The sequence below is a fragment of the Pseudomonas sp. KT_2_4 genome (assembly GCF_041410225.1).
Lineage (GTDB): Bacteria > Pseudomonadota > Gammaproteobacteria > Pseudomonadales > Pseudomonadaceae > Aquipseudomonas > Aquipseudomonas paracarnis.
Map to the genome: position 1 here is coordinate 224,917 of NZ_CP166962.1, position 22,017 is coordinate 246,933.

At 61.7% G+C, this 22,017-nt stretch carries 20 protein-coding genes and 1 pseudogene; 11 read left to right on the forward strand and 10 right to left on the reverse strand.

The window, feature by feature from the left end; translation table 11 throughout:
• Positions 1-30 precede the first annotated feature (30 nt).
• Positions 31-1,893 (reverse strand): sigma-54-dependent Fis family transcriptional regulator, encoded by a 1,863-nt coding sequence (locus AB9N64_RS00990; protein WP_014718133.1) that lies wholly within the window; start codon positions 1,891-1,893, stop codon positions 31-33.
• Positions 1,894-2,200: 307 nt separating this feature from the next.
• On the opposite strand from AB9N64_RS00990, the gene AB9N64_RS00995 reads away from it, so the two are divergent.
• From AB9N64_RS00995 to AB9N64_RS01005, 3 genes are read left to right on the forward strand one after another with little or no spacing between them, the layout of a single operon-like run.
• Complete coding sequence (locus tag AB9N64_RS00995; protein WP_371359855.1) at positions 2,201-3,178, forward strand: thiamine pyrophosphate-dependent dehydrogenase E1 component subunit alpha; 978 nt, start codon at positions 2,201-2,203, stop codon at positions 3,176-3,178.
• A gap of 37 nt (positions 3,179-3,215) precedes the next feature.
• Positions 3,216-4,235 (forward strand): alpha-ketoacid dehydrogenase subunit beta, encoded by a 1,020-nt coding sequence (locus AB9N64_RS01000; RefSeq protein ID WP_003190665.1) that lies wholly within the window; start codon positions 3,216-3,218, stop codon positions 4,233-4,235.
• On the forward strand, positions 4,232-5,335 hold the full coding sequence (locus AB9N64_RS01005) for an acetoin dehydrogenase dihydrolipoyllysine-residue acetyltransferase subunit (RefSeq protein ID WP_003190667.1): 1,104 nt from the start codon (positions 4,232-4,234) through the stop codon (positions 5,333-5,335). Before AB9N64_RS01000 ends, AB9N64_RS01005 begins: the two co-directional genes overlap by 4 nt.
• 59 nt (positions 5,336-5,394) lie before the next feature.
• Here the strand turns inward: AB9N64_RS01005 and AB9N64_RS01010 are convergent, their stop codons facing one another.
• Positions 5,395-6,291 carry a helix-turn-helix domain-containing protein gene (locus AB9N64_RS01010; RefSeq protein ID WP_032903529.1) on the reverse strand — a complete coding sequence of 299 codons (897 nt, stop codon included), beginning with the start codon at positions 6,289-6,291 and terminating at the stop codon, positions 5,395-5,397.
• A gap of 137 nt (positions 6,292-6,428) precedes the next feature.
• Between AB9N64_RS01010 and AB9N64_RS01015 the strand changes: the two genes are divergently transcribed.
• From AB9N64_RS01015 to AB9N64_RS01025, 3 genes are read left to right on the forward strand one after another with little or no spacing between them, the layout of a single operon-like run.
• A complete protein-coding gene (locus AB9N64_RS01015) occupies positions 6,429-7,787 on the forward strand; it encodes a glutamine synthetase family protein (RefSeq protein ID WP_014718136.1) in 1,359 nt (452 codons plus the stop codon).
• 25 nt (positions 7,788-7,812) lie between these two features.
• Positions 7,813-8,901 carry a polyamine ABC transporter substrate-binding protein gene (locus tag AB9N64_RS01020; protein WP_060767324.1) on the forward strand — a complete coding sequence of 363 codons (1,089 nt, stop codon included), beginning with the start codon at positions 7,813-7,815 and terminating at the stop codon, positions 8,899-8,901.
• Positions 8,898-10,190 carry an FAD-binding oxidoreductase gene (locus AB9N64_RS01025; RefSeq protein ID WP_014718138.1) on the forward strand — a complete coding sequence of 431 codons (1,293 nt, stop codon included), beginning with the start codon at positions 8,898-8,900 and terminating at the stop codon, positions 10,188-10,190. The genes AB9N64_RS01020 and AB9N64_RS01025 overlap by 4 nt, the downstream gene beginning before the upstream one ends.
• A 159-nt stretch (positions 10,191-10,349) precedes the next feature.
• On the opposite strand, the gene AB9N64_RS01030 is transcribed toward AB9N64_RS01025, so the two are convergent.
• Positions 10,350-11,246, reverse strand: a complete 897-nt coding sequence (locus AB9N64_RS01030; protein WP_371359856.1) for a LysR substrate-binding domain-containing protein — start codon at positions 11,244-11,246, stop codon at positions 10,350-10,352.
• A 112-nt stretch (positions 11,247-11,358) separates the two neighbouring features.
• Here AB9N64_RS01030 and AB9N64_RS01035 point away from each other — a divergent pair, with 112 nt between their 5' ends.
• Genes AB9N64_RS01035 through AB9N64_RS01045 form a run of 3 tightly spaced genes read left to right on the forward strand, consistent with a single transcriptional unit; the run spans position 11,359 to position 13,614 of the window.
• Complete coding sequence (locus AB9N64_RS01035) at positions 11,359-12,369, forward strand: aldo/keto reductase (RefSeq protein WP_014718140.1); 1,011 nt, start codon at positions 11,359-11,361, stop codon at positions 12,367-12,369.
• 11 nt (positions 12,370-12,380) lie between these two features.
• A complete protein-coding gene (locus tag AB9N64_RS01040; protein ID WP_020301857.1) occupies positions 12,381-13,178 on the forward strand; it encodes an SDR family NAD(P)-dependent oxidoreductase in 798 nt (265 codons plus the stop codon).
• 25 nt (positions 13,179-13,203) lie between these two features.
• Positions 13,204-13,614 carry an SRPBCC family protein gene (locus AB9N64_RS01045; protein ID WP_032903525.1) on the forward strand — a complete coding sequence of 137 codons (411 nt, stop codon included), beginning with the start codon at positions 13,204-13,206 and terminating at the stop codon, positions 13,612-13,614.
• A gap of 42 nt (positions 13,615-13,656) precedes the next feature.
• Here the strand turns inward: AB9N64_RS01045 and AB9N64_RS01050 are convergent, their stop codons facing one another.
• Entirely contained in the window at positions 13,657-14,154 is a 498-nt protein-coding gene (locus AB9N64_RS01050; protein ID WP_020301859.1) for an AAA family ATPase, read from the reverse strand.
• 156 nt (positions 14,155-14,310) lie between these two features.
• Between AB9N64_RS01050 and dapF the strand changes: the two genes are divergently transcribed.
• Positions 14,311-15,114 (forward strand): diaminopimelate epimerase, encoded by an 804-nt coding sequence (dapF, locus tag AB9N64_RS01055; RefSeq protein ID WP_130175657.1) that lies wholly within the window; start codon positions 14,311-14,313, stop codon positions 15,112-15,114.
• Here the strand turns inward: dapF and AB9N64_RS01060 are convergent.
• Both AB9N64_RS01060 and AB9N64_RS01065 read right to left on the reverse strand, forming a co-directional pair.
• A complete protein-coding gene (locus tag AB9N64_RS01060; protein WP_014718145.1) occupies positions 15,111-16,247 on the reverse strand; it encodes a PAS domain-containing sensor histidine kinase in 1,137 nt (378 codons plus the stop codon). The two genes, dapF and AB9N64_RS01060, sit on opposite strands and share 4 nt — an antisense overlap.
• On the reverse strand, positions 16,237-17,052 hold the full coding sequence (locus AB9N64_RS01065; protein ID WP_020301861.1) for an alpha/beta fold hydrolase: 816 nt from the start codon (positions 17,050-17,052) through the stop codon (positions 16,237-16,239). The genes AB9N64_RS01060 and AB9N64_RS01065 overlap by 11 nt, the downstream gene beginning before the upstream one ends.
• Before the next feature lie 132 nt (positions 17,053-17,184).
• Between AB9N64_RS01065 and AB9N64_RS01070 the strand changes: the two genes are divergently transcribed.
• Complete coding sequence (locus tag AB9N64_RS01070; RefSeq protein ID WP_020301862.1) at positions 17,185-18,378, forward strand: YgcG family protein; 1,194 nt, start codon at positions 17,185-17,187, stop codon at positions 18,376-18,378.
• 121 nt (positions 18,379-18,499) lie between these two features.
• On the opposite strand, the gene AB9N64_RS01075 is transcribed toward AB9N64_RS01070, so the two are convergent.
• The 4 genes and pseudogenes from AB9N64_RS01075 to AB9N64_RS01090 all read right to left on the reverse strand — a co-directional run bounded on the left by AB9N64_RS01075 (position 18,500) and on the right by AB9N64_RS01090 (position 21,964).
• Positions 18,500-18,898, reverse strand: coding sequence for a hypothetical protein (locus AB9N64_RS01075; protein ID WP_014718148.1), 399 nt, complete (start codon positions 18,896-18,898; stop codon positions 18,500-18,502).
• Between the two features lie 329 nt (positions 18,899-19,227).
• Positions 19,228-19,719, reverse strand: coding sequence for a GNAT family N-acetyltransferase (locus tag AB9N64_RS01080; protein WP_014718149.1), 492 nt, complete (start codon positions 19,717-19,719; stop codon positions 19,228-19,230).
• A 651-nt stretch (positions 19,720-20,370) separates the two neighbouring features.
• A pseudogene (locus AB9N64_RS01085) lies at positions 20,371-20,466 on the reverse strand (fructose-bisphosphate aldolase); the annotation flags it as partial.
• Between the two features lie 82 nt (positions 20,467-20,548).
• Positions 20,549-21,964: a cytosine permease gene (locus tag AB9N64_RS01090; RefSeq protein WP_020301876.1), complete on the reverse strand. Its 1,416-nt coding sequence runs from the start codon at positions 21,962-21,964 to the stop codon at positions 20,549-20,551.
• Positions 21,965-22,017 lie beyond the last annotated feature (53 nt).

Consider the following 22,017-nt stretch of genomic DNA (forward strand, 5'->3'; position numbering starts at 1 on the left):
ACTCGCCTGCGTGGGAGTCGATCCCTTGTATCAGTGGGTTTTGCCGGGCATATCAATACCCAGTTGGTTCACGCGTCGGTACAGGGTTGCCCTTGAAATCCCCAGGGCCTGTGCCGCAGGCGAGGGTTTCCAGCGATGGCGAATCAACGCATCCAGAACCATTTGACGCTCGGGGCTGGCGCTTTGCTCTTCCAGCCCTTGAGGCTGCTCGCCCCGGATTTCAATCGGCAAATCCACCACTTGCAGCGTAGTGCCTTCGCACACCGCACAGGCGTACGCCAGCACATGCCGCAGTTGCCGCACATTGCCCGGCCACGCATAACCCAGTAGCAATTGCAGTGTGGCCTGGCCGATGCCCAACGACACGCCACTGTTACGCGCCTCTTGCTCCAACAGCCGATTGATCAGGGCCAGCTTATCGGTGCGTTCGCGCAACGGCGGCAGGCAGAAGCGCGCACAACCCAGGCGAAAGTACAGGTCTTCACGGAATCGGCCCGCGCTGACCAGCGCCGCCAAATCGCGGTGGCTGGCGCAGATCACCTGAATGTTCACCACGCGGGTTTTCGCTGCGCCCAACGGCGCGACTTCACCCTCGGCCAGCACCCGCAGCAACCGTGTCTGCAACGCCAACGGCATATCGCCGATTTCGTCGAGGAACAACGTACCGCCTTCGGCTTGCAGTAGCAGCCCGCTCATGCCTTTGCTGGAGGCTCCGGTGAAGGCGCCGGGCGAATAGCCGAACAGCTCGCTTTCAATCAGGCTCTCCGGAATCGCCGCGCAGTTCACCGCCACAAACGGCCCGTGCCGGCGCGCGCTGTGCTCGTGCAACTGGCGGGCGAAGACTTCTTTGCCGACGCCGGTTTCACCTTGCACCAGCACGGGCAGGTTGCGGTCCTTGACCCGCGCAGCCAAGCGCAGGTGCTCCTGGATCCGCGGGTCGACTTGAGTCTCTGGCAGCGCCCGAACCGAGGGGCGTCGGGGTGCATTGACCCTCACGTGTACCGCGTCGGGCTTGCCCAGCCAGTGCAACTGCCGGGTTGACTGATCAGTGGCTGCACGCAATGCATCCACATCGAACACTTCGCCGATATGCTCAGGCAGCTGGCCAAAGCGCAAGCGCAGGGCTTGACGCGCCTTGCTGTTCAAGGCGTGCAGACGTCCGTCCTGGTCCCAGGCCAGCAGCAGGTCGGGTTGGCTGTCGACAAAGCCTGGAGTGCTATGGGCTTGTAACACCCAGTGCTGCCGGGCGCTGTGCATGAAAAAAGCGTTTTCGATGGCCTGGGCGCTCTGCGCCACCATCTGCCTTATCAGGTGCTGGCTGCCGCGGTCATCCGGCGACTTGAGCGCCGAGACATCCAGCACACCCAACAGGTGGCCCTGCGGGTCGAAGATGGGCGCAGCCGAACACGTCAGGCCGATAAACGCTGCGCGAAAGTGATCACGCTTGTGCACCGTTACCGCCGTTTTACTGGTCAGCACCGTGGCCACGCCGCAGGTGCCTTCCTCGGCTTCCGACCAGCAGGTGCCCAGGTAAAGGCCGGCCTTGCGGCAGTCGGTGCGAATGCTCGCATCGACACGGTGATCGATGGTCTGGCCCTGGGCGTCGGTGAGCATCACGCAGTAGTCGGCATGGCGCACGCGATGGTGCAACTGTGCGACTTCTTCGCCGGCGATGCGCATGAACAGCTCGGCGCGCTCGCGGCATTCCTTGAGCAAGGGTTCGCTGAGGATACGTGGACCTTGCAGGGAGCCGGGGTCCAGGCGGTGTTGCTCCATGGACCGCCGCCACGAATCGAAGATCAGCGACGGCACGGGCGCCTGGGGCAGGCGCTCGGCATTGCGGACCACGCGGCTGACACAGTCGACATGCTCCCTGGAGTTCATGGCGAGCATAAAGCCTCCGGTTCTCAAGCTTTGTTGTTATGCGCGTCATTAAGCGCGCATGTGTGCCCACGGACAAGGGCACCCTGACCAACGCCTGCATTGAGACGCTGCGTCTCATGCCGCTGAGACTCAAGGGTCGAACTGCGTGGTTGCGTCTCACATTTAGTCGACCACTTGCCTGGGCATCGCTGTGTTGCACGGCTCTGGATCAAGGCTTTGCCAGGTTTTCTCGACGGTTGGCACAAGCTGTGCTGAACAGCTTGGCACTGGCCGCAGCCAGTTTTTTGTGCGTCGAGACAACCTGGAGAACAACAAGATGTCCACCCACCTGTGCACCGATCAGTTACTGCATGCCTACACCGTGATGCGCACCATCCGCGATTTCGAAGAACGCCTGCATGTGGAGTTCGCCACCGGCGAGATCCCCGGTTTCGTTCACCTGTATGCCGGTCAGGAAGCCTGCGCCGCTGGCGTCATGGCGCACCTCAATGACGATGATTGCATCGCGTCCAACCACCGCGGCCACGGACACTGCATCGCCAAGGGCGTCGACGTGTTCGGCATGATGGCCGAAATCTATGGCAAGAAAACCGGCGTGTGCGGCGGCAAGGGCGGCTCCATGCACATCGCCGACCAAGAGAAAGGCATGCTCGGCGCCAACGGCATTGTCGGTGCCGGCGCACCGTTGGCCGCGGGGGCGGCGCTGGCTGCCAAGCTCAAGGGGAGCCAGGGCGTGGCAGTGGCATTTTTTGGCGACGGTGGCTCCAACGAAGGTGCCGTGTTCGAAGCGATGAACCTGGCGTCGATCATGCAGCTGCCGTGTCTGTTTGTCGCCGAAAACAACGGTTATGCCGAGGCCACTGGCGCCGGTTGGTCGGTGGCCTGCAAAGACATCGCTGAGCGCGCCGCCGGGTTTGGTATGCCGGGGGTGATCGTCCACGGCAATGATTTTTTCGCGGTGCATGAAGCACTCGGCGTTGCTGTGGAGCGGGCGCGCCAAGGCGACGGGCCAACGCTGGTCGAGGTCAAGCTCAGCCGTTTCTATGGGCACTTCGAGGGCGATGCGCAAACCTATCGCGGCGCTGACGAAGTGAAAAACCTGCGTGAAAACGCCGATTGCCTGGCCTTGTTCCGTCAGCGCTGCCATGCCGAAGGCTGGCTGGATGCAGCGCAGTTCGAGCGCATCGACGGTGAAGTGGCGCAATTGATCGAAGACGCCGTACGCCTGGCCAAAACCGATCCCAAGCCCCAGGCCGCCGACCTGCTAAGCGACGTTTACGTGGCCTACCGCTGATACCAACCCTATAAAAACAAGACGTGGAGAGAATCTAATGGCTCGTAAAATCAGCTATCAGCAGGCGATCAATGAGGCCTTGGCTCAAGAGATGGGCCGTGACCAGAGCGTATTCATCATCGGTCAGGATGTGGCCGGTGGCACCGGTTCCCCCGGTGAGCAGGACGCATGGGGCGGCGTGCTCGGCGTGACCAAGGGCTTGCACCCGCAATTTCCCGGGCGCGTGCTGGACGCACCGTTGTCTGAGGTCGGCTACGTGGGCATGGCGGTGGGCGCCGCTACCCGTGGCATGCGCCCAGTGTGCGAATTGATGTTCGTCGACTTCATCGGCTGCTGCCTGGACCAGTTGCTCAACCAGGCTGCCAAGTTCCGCTATATGTTCGGTGGCAAAACCACTACACCGCTGGTGATCCGTGCCATGTACGGCGCCGGTTTGCGGGCGGCTGCCCAGCATTCGCAAATGCTCACCTCCATGTGGACGCATATCCCCGGCCTCAAGGTGGTATGCCCGGCCACGCCCTACGACGCCAAGGGCATGTTGATCCAGGCAATCCGCGACAATGACCCGGTGATTTTCCTTGAGCACAAAATGCTCTACGGCATGCAGGGCGACGTACCGCAAGAGCTGTACACGGTCCCGTTTGGCGAAGCCAACTTTGTGCGTGAGGGCAAGGATGTGACGCTGGTGACCTACGGCCGCATGCTGCATATCGCCCTGGAGGCTGCGGCCAACCTGGCGCGTCAAGGCATTGATTGTGAAGTGCTGGACCTGCGCACCACCAGCCCGCTGGATGAAGACAGCATCCTTGAAAGCGTCGAGAAAACCGGGCGCCTGGTGGTGATCGACGAATCCAACCCACGCTGCTCGGTCGCCACCGACATCAGTGCCCTGGTGGCCCAGCGGGGGTTCGCTTTCCTGCGCGCTCCCATCGAGATGGTCACCGCGCCGCACACCCCGGTGCCGTTTTCCGATGCACTGGAAGACCTGTACATCCCCAACGCCGCGAAGATCGAGGCCGCCGTGATGAAGATCGCCGACAAGAGGACCGCCGCATGATTCATACCCTGACCATGCCCAAATGGGGCCTGTCGATGACCGAGGGCCGCATCGATGTCTGGCTCAAACAACCCGGCGACCGAGTGGAAAAGGGCGAGGAAGTGCTGGACGTGGAGACCGACAAGATCTCCAGCAGTGTCGAGGCGCCTTTTAGCGGCGTGCTGCGTCGGGTACTGGCGCTCAGTGATGAAACCCTGCCGGTGGGCGCTCTACTGGGAATTGTGGTGGAGGGCGAGGCGACAGAGGCTCAGATCGATAGCGTGATCGAAAGCTTCAACGCCGGGTTCGTCTCCAGTGCCGCCGAAGCCAAAGAGGCCGGCCCCAGCGCACAAAAAGTCGAGGTAGGCGGGCGCTTGCTGCGTTATCTGGACATGGGCGAGGGCGGCACGCCGCTGGTGTTGGTGCACGGCTTCGGGGGCGATCTGAACAACTGGCTGTTCAATCAACCGGCCCTGGCCGCCGAACGCCGGGTGATTGCCCTGGACCTGCCGGGGCACGGGGAGTCGGGCAAGTCTCTGCAAACGGGAGACGCTGCCGAACTCAGTCATGCCGTACTGGCATTGCTCGACCACCTGGCGCTCGACCGTGTGCATTTGGCCGGCCACTCCATGGGTGGGCTGGTGACCCTCACCGTCGCCAGCCTGGCGCCTGCACGTATCGCCTCCATCACCTTGATCGCCAGCGCCGGTCTGGGTGCCGATATCAACGGCGATTACCTGCGAGGTTTTGTCGAAGCCAACAACCGTAACGCGCTCAAGCCGCCATTGACTCAACTGTTCAGTAACCCTGCGTTGGTGACGCGGCAGATGCTGGAGGACATGCTCAAATTCAAGCGCCTGGAAGGGGTGGATCAAGCGTTGCGCCAGCTCGATCACAAGCTGTTCGATGGCGGGCGGCAGATGCTGGATCTTCGCAGCGAGGTGGGCCGCCAGCCGAGCCTGGTGATCTGGGGCAGTGACGATGCGATCATCCCGGCAAGTCACGCCCAAGGGCTGCAGGCTCAGGTGCATGTATTGCCGGGGCAGGGGCATATGGTGCAGCTGGAGGCGGCGGAGCAGGTCAATCAACTGATCTCCACTTTTTTGAACGCGCAGCCCTGATTGAGGTTCAAGGGAGGGACGGTTTGGTCTGTCCCTCCCACAAGGTCAAGCGTGTTTTTTCAGCTGGAGCGTTTCAGGGTTTCGCTGGGCAGCTCCTGAAAAAGCGCCCGGTAGCTGTTTGAAAACCGCCCCAAATGCCAGAACGACCAATTCATCGCGACCTCGGCCACCGTGGTGTCGGTCGTGCTCAGCAACTCCCGCCGCGCCCCGTTCAAGCGGCGCAACCGCAACCACTGCGCCGGGCTTATCCCCGTGTAGGTCTTGAACCCTTGCTGCAATTGGCGCAACGGCACCCCCGCAATCTGCGCCAGTTCCAACAGGTTGGCGGTTTCATCCGGCGCATCCGCCGCCCATTCGCCGATGCGCGCCATCAATTGGCGTTCTTCATTGCGCTTTTGCAATGAACTGCCGTCCAGGCACACGCAGGCGTTATCGAGGATAAACAGGCAGTCGTCGAGCAGTTGCTGGGTGAGGGCATCGCGGCTGATGGGGTCGGTGAGTGCGGACAAGCGCGTGAGCGTGCCACTGAGCCAGCGGGTGAACAGCGCGTTCTGTTGGCAGCTCAGCGGTGCCATGAACAGGCCTTCGAGCTTGGCCATATCCAGGCCGTGGCGCTGGACAAACTGCGGGCCGAACACCACGGCCACTTCGCGGTAGTTGACCGGGGTGATCCAGGTGTTGCGGCTTTCGCCATTGAGCAGGTACAGCGCGTTGTCACTGGCGTCGAAACAGAACGCCAGGGCGCCGGCAGGTGCGTTGAAATGCTGCTCCACCCGGGTGTTCATGCACTCTTCGTAGACCTGCACCCCGTGCAGGTCGAGGTAGCGCACCTGCCCGGCAAAATGCCCGGGGGACATCTGCTGGTACTGCTGCACCCAGCCGGGTGTCGCACTGCATTGGGCGGCCACATCGCCGGTGGCGAAGGCCTGTACGCGCAAAGCGGTTGCCTGTGTCATGGTGATCCGTGCGCACTCTATTGGTGCGTTGTGCCGCGTGCAAAGTGGATAGATGCCGTTTCAAGGCTGGCCCAAGATAGACCTCAATGCGCTGGGAGTACAACCCAGCGTCGCATCCCGCCCAAGACGAGGTCCTTATGAACGCCCCCTTCGATCAGCTGTCCACCTGGCTGAAAGAACACAAGATTACCGAAGTCGAATGCGTGATCAGTGACTTGACTGGCATCGCACGCGGCAAGATTGCACCCACCAACAAGTTCCTGCATGAGCGAGGCATGCGCCTGCCGGAAAGTGTGTTGCTGCAAACGGTAACCGGGGACTTTGTCGACGACGATATCTATTACGACCTGCTGGACCCGGCCGATATCGACATGATTTGCCGCCCGGTCGCCAACGCCACTTACGTAGTGCCGTGGGCCATCGAGCCCACCGCCATCGTGATCCACGACACCTTCGACAAGCAGGGCAACCCGATCGAACTGTCGCCGCGCAATGTGTTGAAGAAAGTCCTGCAGCTCTATACCGACCAAGGCTGGCAGCCGATTGTCGCGCCGGAAATGGAGTTCTACCTGACCCAGCGCTGCGAAGATCCGGACCTGCCCTTGAAGACCCCGATTGGCCGTTCTGGCCGTGCCGAAACCGGGCGCCAGTCGTTCTCGATCGATGCCGCCAACGAATTCGACCCGCTGTTCGAAGATGTCTATGACTGGTGCGAAGCCCAGGGCCTGGACCTCGACACCCTGATCCACGAAGACGGCCCGGCGCAGATGGAAATCAACTTCCGCCATGGCGACGCCCTGGACCTGGCCGACCAGATCACGGTGTTCAAGCGCACCTTGCGCGAGGCCGCCCTCAAGCACAACGTCGCCGCCACCTTCATGGCCAAGCCGGTGGCCGACGAGCCCGGCAGCGCCATGCACCTGCACCAGAGCGTGGTCGAAATCGCTACCGGCAAACCGGTGTTCGTCGATGCCGACGGCAACATGAGCCCGTTGTTCCTGCATCACATCGGCGGCCTGCAGAAGTACATCCCCAAGCTGCTGCCGATGTTTGCCCCCAACGTGAACTCGTTTCGGCGTTTTTTGCCGGACACCTCGGCGCCGGTCAACGTCGAATGGGGCGAAGAAAATCGCACCGTCGGCCTGCGCGTACCCACGTCCAGCCCGGAGGCGATGCGCGTGGAAAACCGCCTGCCAGGGGCCGATGCAAACCCGTACCTGGCCATTGCCGCGAGCCTGTTGTGCGGTTATCTGGGCATGATCGAGCACATCGAACCCAGTGCCCCGGTGGAAGGCCGCGCCTATGAACGCCGCAACCTGCGCCTGCCGTTCACCCTCGAAGATGCGCTGGCGCGCATGGAGGATTGCGACACGGTCAAGCAGTACCTGGGCGAAAAATTCGTGCGCGGCTACGTCGCGGTCAAGCGCGCCGAGCATGAGAATTTCAAGCGGGTGATCAGTTCCTGGGAGCGCGAGTTCCTGCTGTTGAGCGTCTGAAAACAAGCATAAGAGGGGTGACGATATGCGTCTTGTGAACAAGCTTCTTCCACTGGCCCTGGTCGCGGCGTTCAGCGGTGCCGGTCAGGCGGCGCCGACGGTGAGTGTCTACAACTGGACCGATTACATTGGCGAGACCACCTTGGCGGATTTCCAGGCCAAGACCGGCATCAAGGTGATCTACGATGTGTTCGACTCCAACGAAACCCTGGAGGGCAAGTTGCTGGCCGGGCGCACCGGGTATGACGTGGTGGTGCCGTCCAACCACTTCCTGGCGCGCCAGGTGAAGGCCGGCGCGTTCCTCAAGCTTGACCGCGCGCAGTTGCCCAACTTCAAGAACCTGGACCCCAAGCTGCTCAAGTTACTGGAACAGAACGACCCCGGTAATGCGCACTCGGTGCCGTACCTGTGGGGCACCAATGGCATTGGCTACAACGTCGACAAGGTCAAGCAAGTGCTGGGCATCGACCGCATCGACTCGTGGGCGGTGTTGTTCGAGCCGGAAAACATCAAGAAGCTGCATGAGTGCGGCGTGGCCTTCCTCGATTCAGCGGATGAGCTGTTCCCGGCGATCCTCAACTACATGGGCAAGGACCCACGCAGCGAGAATGCCGAGGACTACAAGCAGGCCGAAGCCAAGTTGCTCACGCTGCGGCCGTACATCACCTATTTCCACTCTTCCAAGTACATCTCCGACCTTGCCAACGGCAATATCTGCGTGGCCTTCGGTTATTCCGGCGATGTGTTCCAGGCCGCCAACCGCGCCAAGGAAGCCAAGAACGGGGTGAACATTGCGTATTCGATCCCCAAGGAAGGCTCCAACCTGTGGTTCGACCTGTTGGCGATTCCGGCCGACGCGAGCAACCCTAAAGAAGCCCATGCGTTCATCAACGACCTGCTGGAGCCTGAGGTGATTGCCAAGGTCAGCGCCTCGGTGGGCTATGCCAACGCCAACCCGGCCGCCAAGCCGTTCATGGCACCGGAACTGGTGAACAACCCTGAGGTGTATCCGCCCCAGGAGGTTCTCGACAAACTCTATATTTCCACCACGCCCACGCCGGCGACCATGCGCGTGATGACCCGCGCCTGGAGCAAAGTGAAGTCCAACCGATGATGCAGTCCAATGAACATGCCCCGTCCTATTACCGCGCTTCGGCGAATGCCATGGTGCAGCGGCCCGCACTTGAGGCAGACCTGAGCGCCGATGTGTGTGTGATCGGCGGCGGTTTCACCGGGGTCAACACCGCCATTGAACTGGCCCAGCGCGGGCTTTCGGTGATCCTGCTGGAGGCGCGCCGCATCGGTTGGGGCGCCAGCGGGCGCAATGGCGGGCAATTAATTCGGGGTATCGGCCATGATGTCTCCGGGTTTGCCAAATACGTGGGCGAGGAGGGCGTGCGCTATATGGAGCGGGCCGGTATCGACTCGGTCGCTCTGGTGGGCCAGCGCATTGCCGAGCACGGCATCGACTGTGACCTGCGCTGGGGCTTTTGCGAACTGGCTAACACCCCGGCGCAGTTTGCCGCGTTCAAGGGCGAACAGGCGCACCTGGCGGCCATGGGGTATGCCCATGAAACGCGGCTGGTCGGCCCACAAGACATGGCACAGGTGGTGGGCTCTACGGTGTATGCCGGCGGCCTGGTCGACATGGGTTCCGGGCATCTGCACCCGCTTAACCTAGTTTTGGGTGAAGCGCGTGCGGCCGAGGCCCTTGGGGTGCGCATCTTTGAGCACAGCCCGGTGCTGGAGCTGATCCATGGCGAGACGGTGCAAGTGCGCTGCGCAGGCGGCAGCGTGCGCGCAGCCAACCTGGTGCTGGCATGCAATGCCCATCTTGAGGAACTGGAGCCGCGCTTGAGCGGCAAGGTGCTGCCGGCGGGCAGCTACATCATCGCCACCGAGCCACTGCCTGAACCAGTAGCCCAGCAGTTGATCCCGCGGAACCTGGCGCTGTGCGACCAGAAAGTCGGCCTGGATTACTACCGGCTGACTGCCGACCGGCGCCTGTTGTTCGGCGGTGCCTGCCACTACTCGGGGCGCGACCCCCAGGACATCGCCGCGTACATGCGCCCGAAAATGCTCAAGGTGTTCCCACAGTTGGCCAACACGGCTATCGAGTTCCAGTGGGGTGGCAAGATTGGCATCACCGCCAACCGCTTTCCCCAGGTCGGGCGGCTCAAGCAGTACCCCAATGTGTTCTATGCCCAAGGCTATTCCGGTCACGGCTTGAACGTGACGCATTGGTGCGCACGGCTGCTGGCCGAAGGGGTACATGCGGGTGCAAGCCAGGGCCTGGATATCTTCAGCCAGGTGCCGCACATGACCTTTCCCGGTGGCAAGGCGCTGCGCTCGCCACTGCTGGCGTTGGGGATGTTGTGGTATCGGTTGCGCGAAGCACTCTGATTCCTGACCCAATGTGGGAGGGGGCTTGCCCGCGAAGGCGGTGTGTCAGTCACTGAATCTTCAACTGAACCACCGCTATCGCAGGCAAGCCAGCTCCCACACTGGTTCTGCGTTGCTCACAAAATCATCACCCGGCATAGACACCCTGTGAGACGTCAGTCAGATAGCCTCAGGTTCGGTCAGCACTTTGCGAAAGGTTTCCACCAACGGCCTCAAGTTGACGCGGTGCCATGCCGCCCACAGCGGTGTGGTGTAGTCCAGCCACGGCAGCTCGCGCAACACTACGCCTGGCGGTGCGTTGCGGCTCAGGCCTTTTTGCACCATCGCCACCCCCAGCCCGGACGCCACCAGGCCCAGTGCGGTAAAGGGCTCGCTGGCCTCCATGGGGATTTGCGGGGTGAAACCGGCACGGATACAGGCGGCGACGAAATCATCGGCCGGGTTGGCGCCAGGTTTGCGCTGCACGCCGATCCATTGTTGGTCGGCCAGGTGCTCGGGTAACAGTTCATGTTGTTGAACCAGCGGATGCTGTTCGGGCAGGGCCAGCAGCATCGGGTCATCGAGGACTTGCCAGGCGGTCAGGTCCGGGTCGTCGGCGGCAGGTGGTTCGCCCACCAGGGCGATGTCCAGGCTGCGTTGGCGCAAACCTTCCAGTTGTTCCAGGGAGGGCAGGTTATACAGCTTGATGTGCACGGCGGGCCTATCGTCGCGCAGTATGCGCAAGGCATTGGGCAGGACACCGGCGTGCATGGCGTTCTCGATATAACCGATGCACAAACCGCCTTCTTCACCACGGCCCAGGCGCTTGCCCAGGGACTCCAGGCGGTTGGCGTGGGTCAGCAGGGCCTTGGTTTCGGCCAGGAAGGTCTGGCCGTCGCGGGTCAGGCGGATGCGCTGCTGGCTGCGCTCGAACAGGGTCAGGCCCAGGCGTTCCTCGAGCTGGGCGATCTGCCGACTCAGGGGCGATTGGGAAATGTGCAAGCGCTCGGCGGCGCCGCCGACGTGTTCTTCTTCGGCCACCACTTCGAAGTAGCGCAACTGGCGTAGATCAATCATGTAAGACCTTCAAGGACTCAAGTTGGTCGCAGTATGTCTTGGACGGTCTGATCTGCGCAATCTAGCATCTGCTCAACGGTCACAGCGACCTCGCACCGATTGAGGAACCACCATGAGCTTGAAAGACACACTGCCCGGCGTACTGGGCTTTGGCACCGCCCCCTTGGGCAATATGTTCCGCGCCATCCCCGAAGCAGAAGCCCAGGCCACCGTCCAGGCCGCCTGGAACCAGGGCGTGCGTTACTTCGATACCGCGCCGTTCTACGGCTCGGGCCTGTCGGAAATTCGCCTGGGCCAAGCGCTGTCCAACTATCACCGCGACGACTACGTGCTCAGCACCAAGGTCGGCCGGGTGATTCTCGATGAAGTCGAAGAAACCGCCCGTGACCTTGGCGAAAAAAGCGGCGTATTCGAACACGGCCGGCCCAATAAAATAATCAATGACTACAGCGCCGACGCCACCCTGCGCTCCATTGAAGACAGCCTGACACGCCTGCAAACCGATCGCCTGGACATCGTGTGGGTTCACGACATCGCCCAGGATTTTTACGGCGACCAATGGCTGGAATACTTCAACCAGGCCCGCACTGGTGCCTTCAAAGTACTCACCCGTTTGCGCGAGCAAGGAGTGATCAAGGCCTGGGGGCTGGGCGTCAATCGTGTCGAGCCTTGCGAGTTGACCCTGGACCTGGCCGAAGCCCAGCCTGATGGTTTTCTGCTGGCGGGTCGCTATACGCTGCTGGACCACGACCGCGCCTTGCAGCGCCTGATGGACGCGGCCCACGCCCAGCAGGTCGAGATCGTTGTCGGTGGCCCGTACAGCTCCGGCATCCTCGCTGGCGGTGCGCACTTTGAATACCAGCAAGCCGGCCCGGCGATCATTGCCAAGGTCGAGCAGATCAAGGCAATTGCCCAGGCGTTTGGCGTCAGTATCAAGGCCGCTGCGCTACAGTTTTCACTGGCCCATCCGGCAGTGGCAGCGGTGATTCCTGGCGCCAGTCGTCCGGGGCGGATTGCCGAAGACGTCGCGGCGTTGTCTGAACAGATTCCAGCAGCCTTCTGGCAGGCGTTGCGCGAGGCCCGCTTGATCTCGGACCGTGCACCTTTGCCTCTCTCACGTTAAGGAGCTTGAGCATGAAAATTGATGTAAGTGGCAAAGTGGCTATTGTCAGCGGCAGCACCGCCGGGATTGGCCTGGGTATCAGCCAGGCCCTGGCGCAATCCGGTGCCACGGTGGTGGTGATCGGGCGGGATGCAGGCAAGGTGGACGACGCCTTGGCCAGCATTCGCCAAGCGGTTCCGGCTGCTCAACTGCGTGGTGTGGTGGCCGACCTCGGCACCGTTGAAGGCGCACAGAAACTTTTCGCCGCCGAACCCCGCGCCGACATTCTGGTCAACAACCTGGGCATCTTCGACGCGGTGGATTTCTTCGACGCGCCGGACAGTGAGTGGGCGCGCTTCTATGAGGTCAATGTGATCTCCGGCGTGCGCCTGGCGCGGCATTATGTGCCGGGTATGGTCGAGCAGGGCTGGGGCCGGGTGATCTTCGTGTCGTCGGAGTCTGGCGTGGCGACGCCGGCCGACATGATCAACTACGGGGTGACCAAAAGCGCCAACCTGGCGGTGTCCCACGGCCTGGCCAAGCGCCTGGCGGGTACTGGGGTGACGGTGAATGCTATCTTGCCGGGGCCGACCTTTACCGATGGCCTGGAACACATGCTCAAGGACGCCACGGCCGAATCCGGGCGCAGTGCCCGAGAGGAAGCGGATGTATTTGTGCGCCATGCGCGGCCCACCTCGATCATCCAGCGCGCGGCCAATGTGGATGAAGTGGCGAACCTGGTGGCGTACATTGCTTCACCGCTGTCTTCGGCGACGACCGGTGCCGCGCTGCGGGTCGACGGTGGCGTTGTCGACAGCATGGCAATCTGATTTTTTCCTGACTGGAGTATTGATCGTGGCAACAGCGTCTTCTGTGATTGAAATTGCGGTGTCGGCCGACCAGGTCTGGCAACTGATTGGCGGCTTCAACAGCCTGCCTGACTGGCTGCCTTTGATTGCCAAGAGCGAGCCGAGCGAGGGTGGCCGTGTGCGTCACCTGACCACCGCTGACGGCGGCGCGATTGTCGAGCGTTTGCAGACCTTCGACAACGTGGCGCGCACCTACAGCTACACCATTGAAGCGTCGCCGTTTCCGGTGAGTGCTTACTTGGCGACCTTGCAGGTTGAAGCGCTGACGGACACCTCGGCGAAAGTGACCTGGTCCGGCGTGTTCACGCCGGCAGCGGGTACCACCGAGGCGCAAGTCGAGGCATTGTTTGCCGGTGTCTACGAAGGCGGGCTTGAGGCGTTGCGCGGTAACTTCTAAAGAATGTGGTGAGGGAGCAAGCTCCCTCGCCACAGGTGGGTTTTAGCCTATATGGAGCAAGGCTGCCGCGACAGCCTCTGCCGGCGTCATCTGCGCCGTATCCAGCCTGAACGGTGGGGTTTCCCAGCGTTCGTACTTATGCGCCTGCACCGATTCCCAGGTCGGCGGCACCAGCCCGGGAATATCGCCCACACGCCCTTCGACTCGACGCCGATGCGCCTGCTGATCGGTACACACCACCTCGATATTGCTCAGCGCCACACCGGCCGCTGTCGCCACCGCTTGCCAGGCATCGCGGCTTTCCTTCACGGGGTTCACACAATCGGCGATCACCCGCTGCCCCAGGCGCAGGTTACTCAGCGCCAGCGCATTCGCCACCGCGTAGCCGCTGGCCCCCACATCGCCTACCAACACCGCAGCCTCCCGCAGCGCCTGCTCAATCACATCGATACGCAGGTAAACCGCGCCCAACTGTCGCGCCAGCTCCCTGGCAATCGTGGTCTTGCCACTGCCGGGCAAGCCGCTGAATACAATAAGCATGACCCTTCAACCCTTTGTAGGCGCGCTGCTCGCGAAAAACGCCAACCATAACGCGCACTCCCTGAATAAACGCGGCGCCTGTGAGTTTTTCGCGAGCAACCTCGCTCCTACAATGGTATTAGAACCGCTTGACTCATTTCACCCACAGGAGCGCCCATGACCCTGCCGTTCGTGAAGATGCACGCCCACGGCGACGACTTCATTATCATTGACCGCCGTGGCGAGGATAACCCTATTACTGCGCAGATTGCCCGCCACTTGGGTAACCGCCGCACCGGCATCGGTTTCAATCAGCTGGCGGTGGTGCTCGACTGTGAGGAGGCTGCTGCGCGCGTTCAGTTCTGGAACCCGGACGGAACACGCTTGCAAACCTGCGGCAGCGCGACGCGTGGCGTGGCGGATCGCCTGATGCATGAGGCTGGCACCCAAAGCATCGTGCTGGGCAGCGACCGTGGCTTGCTGACATGCACACGTGCTGATGGGCAGCGCGTGTCGGTGGATATGGGCCCACCCTCGCTGGACTGGGCGTCGGTACCCTTGGCCAGGGCGATGGACACCTGCGTGTTGCCTATCGACGGCCAGCCGGCGGCGTGCAGCATGGGCAACCCGCATTGCACGTTTTTTGTGGAGGATGTGACGGCGCTCGATATTGAAGCCATGGGCTCGACCCTGGAAGTTCACCCGCTGTTTCCGGCCAGGACCAATGTGCATTTCGTGCAAGTGCTGGACCGCGGCCATATCCGCCTGCGTATCTGGGAGCGTGGCGGAGGTGTGCCGCTGGGGTCCGGTTCATGCTGTTGCGCGGCGGTCGTCAACGGCATCCGGCGAGGGCTGCTCGATGAGCGTGTGGAGGTCCAGTGCGACGGCGGCGCGGTCACGGTGCAATGGGACGGGCGGGGCGGGGTGATATTGACCGGCCGGGTCGAGCCGATCATGCAGGGCGCCGCGTACCTGTACTAGAACTTCACGGTAAACGTGGTGCCGGCGCTCGCACATGAACTCACCGCCACGTCGCCGCCATGTACTCTGGCCAGTTCGCGCACGATATACAGGCCCAGGCCTACGCTGCGCACGTCGCTGCCCTGGTCGGTGCCGCGGGTCATGGGTTCGAACAACCCGGCCAGCAGGGTTTGGGGAATCGCCGGGCCGTGGTTATGCACCGCGACCGCGCAGGTGTTATCGCCCAGGCGCGAGGTAATGGTGATCGGCTGCAGCAAGTCGCCATAGGCCACGCTGTTGGCCACCAGGTTACCGATCATCTGTTGCACGCGGTCGGCGTCCAGGCACGCGTCGCCCTGGCCCTCGGCGTGATGCACCAGCGTGGCCTTGGGGAAGGCCACCCGCAGTTCGTCGACGCTGCGATGAATAACGCTGTGCAGGTCCAGCGGTTGCGGCTTGATGGTAATGCCCTGGCCGACCCGGGCCTGGGTGAAGTCCAGCAGGTCGGCGATCATGCGGTGGGCGCGTTCGGACGACTGGCCGATGTGCCCCAACAACTGGCGCTCCTTGGCCGTGCGCTCGCCACGCTGGAGAAAGTCGGAGGCCATGCGGATCGCGGTGAGTGGGTTTTTCAGGTCATGGCTGACAATCGCCACCATCTGCTCGGCAAACAACGCCCGGCGCTGGGCAATGGCATAGGCCTCGCTCAGTTCGGCCTGGGCCTGTTGCAGGGCCAGTTCCGTAGCAGTTTTTTCCTGCAGCAGGGCTTCAGCCTGCTTGTGGGCATTGAGCAGCTCACGCTCGTACTTGTCACGGTCGGTGGTGCCGAACAGCGCCAAGTCATACACCACGCCGTCGGGCTGCTGGCGCCGGTTGGCGTTGAGCAAGACCGTGACTTTGTGCCCGTTGCAATGACGGATGTCGAGCTTCACCTCGGTGACGCTGCCATGCATACGCAGCATCGGCGCCAGGTGCGTCTGGTAAAAAATCCGCCCGCCCATGGCCAGCAGGTCCTGGAAACGCCGGCCCAGCAGCTGGGCCGCAGTAAAGCCCAGCCAGTCGCACAAGCGCGGGTTGACGTGCAGGATCGTGCCATCTTCCTGGGTCACCGCCAGGGCACACGCCGCGCTGTCAAACAGCGGGTCAACGGGCATCGGCAGCCGCCCAATGGGCCAGGAACCGGTCCATCGCCGTTGCACACGCCTGGGGGGCGCTCATATGCGGGCAATGGCCGACATTCTCGACCAGGCAATAAGTGCTGTTAGGTAGTACGGCGTGCAGGTATTCACCCACGGCCACGGGCGCGATCAGGTCGTCGGTCGATTGCAGGATGAGTACCGGGGTGGTCAGGCCGAACACATCCTGGCGGTTATCCGAGAGGAAGGTCACGCGGGCGAACTGCTTGGCGATGTCCGGCTCGGTGCGGCAGAAGCTCTCGGTGAGCGCCTCGCTCAGGTGCGGCTGCGTCGGGGCGCCCATGATCACCGGGGCCATGGCGCTGGACCAGCCCAGGTAGTTGCTGTCGAGGGTGTCGAGCAGGTCGTCGATGTCGTCGCGCTGGAAACCGCCGACATATTCCTCGGTATCGATATAGCGTGGCGATGGGCCAATCATCACGTGTGCGGCAATGCGGCCCGGGAGGAAACGGTCGGCGAGGGTGCCGATCATCGCGCTGACCGAGTGGCCCACCAGAATCACCGGGCCTTGGGCATAGGCGTCGATAATCTCGTTCAGGTCATGGGCATAGCCATCCAGGCGGCTGTATTTGGTTTTGTCGAACGCACTCAAGTCCGACAGGCCGGCGCCGACCAGGTCATACAGCACCACGCGAAAGCGCTCGAGAAAGTGCGGTGCCAAGGCATTCCACATGGCCTGGTTGCAACCAAAGCCGTGGGAAAACACCAGCGTCGAGGGACCGTGGCCCATCACATGTATATTGTTGCGGTGACGTAGGTCCATGGGGTTCTCGTGGATGGCTAATTGCTATGCAGCTTAGTGGGCAGTTTAGATAGTCGCAGGCCCTGGGTCACGCGTTTGCGTGCAGATAAGGTAAAGTCGGCGTCTTCAGGGAGAGACTTCAGGTAACCATACATGATCGTGCTTGTGCGGCAATCGGTGTTCAGCCTACTGGCCCTGGTGTTTTCCAGCCTGTTCATCGCCGCTCATGCGGACACCTCGCCGATTGGGGTTGCCCTTGATCAGCGGGTCATCGACCTGACCAATACCCTCGACTCGGGCACCGTGCTGCGCCTCAAGCAACAACTCGCCGACCTTGAACAACGCAAAGGCGCGCAAGTGGCCGTATTGCTGGTGCCGACCACCGGCAGCAGCGGCATCGAAGACTATGCCAACCAACTGTTCCGCGCCTGGAAGCTGGGGCGCAAGGACGTCAACGACGGCATCCTGCTGGTGGTGGCCAAAGCCGACCGCACAGTGCGCATCGAGGTGGGTTATGGCCTGGAAGGCATCGTCACTGACCTGCTGGCCCATCGCATCATTGAAGAACGTCTCACTCCAGCGTTTCGTCAGGGCGATTTTGCCGGTGGCATCCAGCAAGGCGTGAGCGCGCTGGTGGTCCTGGTGGACGGCGGCGACCTGCCTGAAGTGGCCGGGCCGGGGATCAACCCGCAATTTTTCGCGATATTGGCGGCGTTTGTCCTGGGGGCGCTCGCCGGTACACTGATCGCCGCTGGCAAGTTGCACTGGCGCAGAGCTTTGATCATCGCAGTTGCGGCCACGCTGTTGCTGACGGTATTGGCCGGTGGTCGGGACTGGCCGATGTTCCTCGTTGCAATGCCGCTGACCTTGTTGATTGGCGGCGCGCTATTCGGCGCGTTGTGGCAGGTGCGCACGCTGTTTTACGGCGTGATCGGGCTGCTGGGTTATATCCTCGGGTTGGTGGTGGCAAACCATTACGTAGACGTCAGTTTCACCCACTGGTTGCTGTGGCCCCTGGGCGTCTTGGTGGTGCTGGGGTTGTACCTGGTGCTGGTGCTGCTCATGAGGCAGACCTGGCGCACCAGCCGCGCAGGTTTTAGCGTACGACTGCTGGCGGCGGTGGCCGTGTATGGGGTGGCGGGGCAGGTGATGGACGGCGATCGCGACGCCTGGTTGCTGGCATTTCCTATCGCATCGTTTGTTGCGCTGATTATCTTTGGCAAGGTCGGCGAAGGTTCTGGCTCCGGCGGCGGGTCCAGCTCAGGTTCCAGCGGCTCCAGCACCAGCAGCAGTTCGTCGGGCGGTGGCGGTTCCAGCGGTGGCGGGGGGGCTTCCGGCAGTTGGTAGATGACTCGGCGGCTGTCCCATAGTGGAACAACCGCTGAACTGTACCTTTGAGGGTGAAGCCCCTGGGTACTGGTTGTTCGGCAAAGCCCTGAGTGCTAAAGCGGCTTAGACAGTGGAGTTGTCACGCCTTGGTCCAACCGCCGTTGCCGTCAGGTTTTATTTCGAAGTCGATCGGTTGACGCAGGGCATTGGACGCGGAGTCGTTTAAGGCCTTGTCATCCCAAGTTGGGAAGGCGGGCAGGGTGCCGGTGCCGTGATATCCAGCCCTGGTATTGACCTGGGCGTCATCGACGGTCTTTTTGTCTGAAGGCAAGAAATTGCGATCCAGCCGAGTGCGGTTGGCGTGGTCGCGCGTCGCATTGCCAATGTTTTTCCAGCCGCCCTTGCCATTGGACACTTCGGCATCTTCTCCAGCCTGTTTGTCCAGAGAGTTTTTCCTCGGTACATCGTTATCGATAGGGTGTTTGGCAGCGGGCTGGTACGCGGGTACGAATGGGGCGGAGCCATTGATTGAAGACATGATTGCACCTCTCTGATTGCTTGGAAATTGACCCTGTCAGAGGGTGGCCCTGACAGGGCGTTTCGCAGGCTACAGCGCCTGGGGCAGGCGCTCAACGAGGTCTGTTTTGGCTGGATGTAACAACGTGAAACCGCATCAGGTGTTGGTTTTCGAGTGAGTCAAAAGGCTATAGGCGCAGTCCGGCCCACGCTCCGAAAAGTCAGGCTGGCTGTCAGATAGCGCAGCGCAGTGCCAGCTTTTCACTCACCGAAACACATTCGGTCGTTGCAGGTCTTTTGGTTGCCTCACGCTTGGAAACACTTTTGCAATCACTCGTGCAACGGCTTGCATTAAAGCGTCTTCACCATCTCATGCCACGCCATACCCCCATGATCCGACGGCGAAGGGCGCACGTAGGTGTAGCCCATTGCTCGGTACAACGGCACATGCTGCGCCTTGCACATCAGGTGGAGGGTGCGCTTGCCCATTGCCTGCATGCGTTGCACGAACTCAGTCATCAGCCGTTTCGCATAGCCCTTGCCTTGATGGGCCGGGTCGACCACCACCGACATGATCACCACATTCGGTGCCTCGGCCACATGGCCCACCAACTCCTTGAAGGCCTCGTCCGACATCACCACTTCATGGGCGCACCCTGAGTTGATGAAGCCCACCACTGCGCCATCTTCCTCCAGGATCAAAAAGCCCTCGGGATACTGCGCGATACGCGTGGTGATCTTTTCAAGCGTGGCGGCTTCGTCGCCCTCGTAGGCGCTGGTTTCGATTTCAAAGCAGCGTGCTGCGTCGGTGGGCAGGGCGTTGCGCAGGGTGAGGGTGGGCATGGGCCGTTCCAGAGATTTTCAGTGAAAGGCCACATCATAGAGAAACGTTGCACCTTTGGCACCGCAAGGCCGGCCCTGACGGGTGAAGCGTGAGGTTCAACTTTGGTGCTGCGCAATCAAACTGTGGGGCTTGCCTGCGAAGGCGGCCTGAAGGCCGACACCTATCTATCTGACCCTACGCGATCCAAATGTGGGAGCTGGCTTGCCTGCGAAGACGGCCTAACAGTCAACACAGTTGGACCGTGTACATATCCATTCCTGCGGTAACGGCCACTTAGGGTTCCGCTTTTACAGCGGGTCACTTTTGGAAGGACCCAAAAGTAACCAAAAGGTCCTCGCCCCACCACTCGGCACCTCGCTTGGGCTCGGTGTGCCCGTAATCCGCCAGTGATTTGGGGGGCCGCCGCCACGCGCCATCCATGGCGCGGGGCGGCTAAACCGGCATCCCTGCCGGTTTACCCCCCAAATCCCTGTCGAATTCCGGCCAGCGTGGTTTAACGGGGCGCCTGAGATCAAAAGCAAGATCAAAAGCAAGATCAAAAGCAGATCAAGAGCGGCTCGCTTCGCATCGTGGTTACCGCCTGGGTAGGAGCGGGTAGGATTGAGTTTCGCAAAAACCAGAAAACCCGCCGAGGCGGGTTTTCTCACAACTTACTGCACAGCAGGCGAATCAAGGCCATGTTTTTCAATCACCGTAAACACATCCGCCACATCCTGGACCATGATCCGGGCGGTATTGGCAACTGTGCGCGGGTTCGCAGACCAGGAAGAATCACCCCCGGCAGACCCGAAGGTCTCCCACGCACAGCCGTCACACCGACAGGATGTATCAAACCCCACTCACCAACTTCCCACTGTCCATCCGGCGCTTATACGCACTGTCCCGACTCGCCAACCAGAAGTACAACGGCGACGTCACCACCAACCCCACCACCCACGACAAGTCCGCGCCGTTGATGTGCTGCGAAATCGGCCCCACGTACAGCGGCGTGTTCATGAACGGAATCTGCACCACGATCCCCACCGCATAGGCCAGCAGCGCCTGGGGGTTGTACTTGCCGTAGATGCCGCCATCCACGCGGAAGATCGAGGCGATGTCGTATTGGCCTTTGTGAATGGCATAGAAGTCGATCAGGTTGATCGCCGTCCAAGGCACCAGCACCACCAGTAGCACCAGCACCATGTCAACGAAGTGGCCGATGAAGTCTTGGGAGGCAAACACCGCCGCAATCGAACAGGCGGCCAGCACGATGATGGAGATCACCGCACGGCTTTTCGCGGTCGGGATCCAGCGGTAGGCGAAGGTCTGTACCAGGGTGATGATCGACAGCACCGCGCCGTACAGGTTGAGGGCGTTGTGGCTGATCACGCTGAGCAGGAACAGCACCAGCATCAACGGGCCGATGGCGCCGGTGGCGAGTTTGACGGCGTCCATGGTGTCCATGCCTACCGGCGTGGCGAGCACTGCCACGGCGCCGAAGATGAACGCCAGGCTCGACCCCAGCGCCGAGCCCAGGTAGGTGGTCCAGAAGGTGGCGGCTACCGGCACGTCGGCGGGCAGGTAGCGGGAGTAGTCCGACACGTAGGGCGCAAACGCGATTTGCCACAGTGCAGCCAGGGAAACGGTGGCCAGCCAACCGGAGATGTTGAAGCTGCCACGGGTGAGGAAATCGGTGGTCTGCACATGGGTGAAGATGTAGCCAAAGCCCAGCACGATGCCTGCGCCGAGGACCCAGGTACCGATGCGGTTGAGTACGTGGATGAAGCGGTAGCCGATGATGCCGATGATCCCGGAACCGATGGCGCCGATAACGATGCCCACCGGTACAGGCACGGCGTCCACCACACCATGCAGGGATTTACCGGCCAGCACGATGTTGGAGGCGAAGAAGCCGATGTACATCACCCCGGCAATCACCACCACCAGCAATGCGCCGAGGGAGCCGAACTGTGCACGACTCTGGATCATCTGCGGGATACCCATTTGCGGGCCCTGGGCCGAGTGCAATGCCATCAACACACCGCCGACCAAATGGCCGACAAGGATGGCGACAATGCCCCACACCAGGTTGAGGTGGAACAGTTGCACACCCAGTGCGCCAGTGACGATCGGCAACGGCGCGATGTTGCCGCCGAACCACAGGGTGAACAGGTCTCTTACCTTTCCATGGCGATCTTCCGGGGGCACGTATCCAATCGTGTGTTTTTCGATGAGCGGGGCGGAGGATGTTGCAGTGGTAACCATGACGAGCTCCAAGGCAAGGTGAGTACGTGGGCGTACTTCGCTGTGCGGCGCAT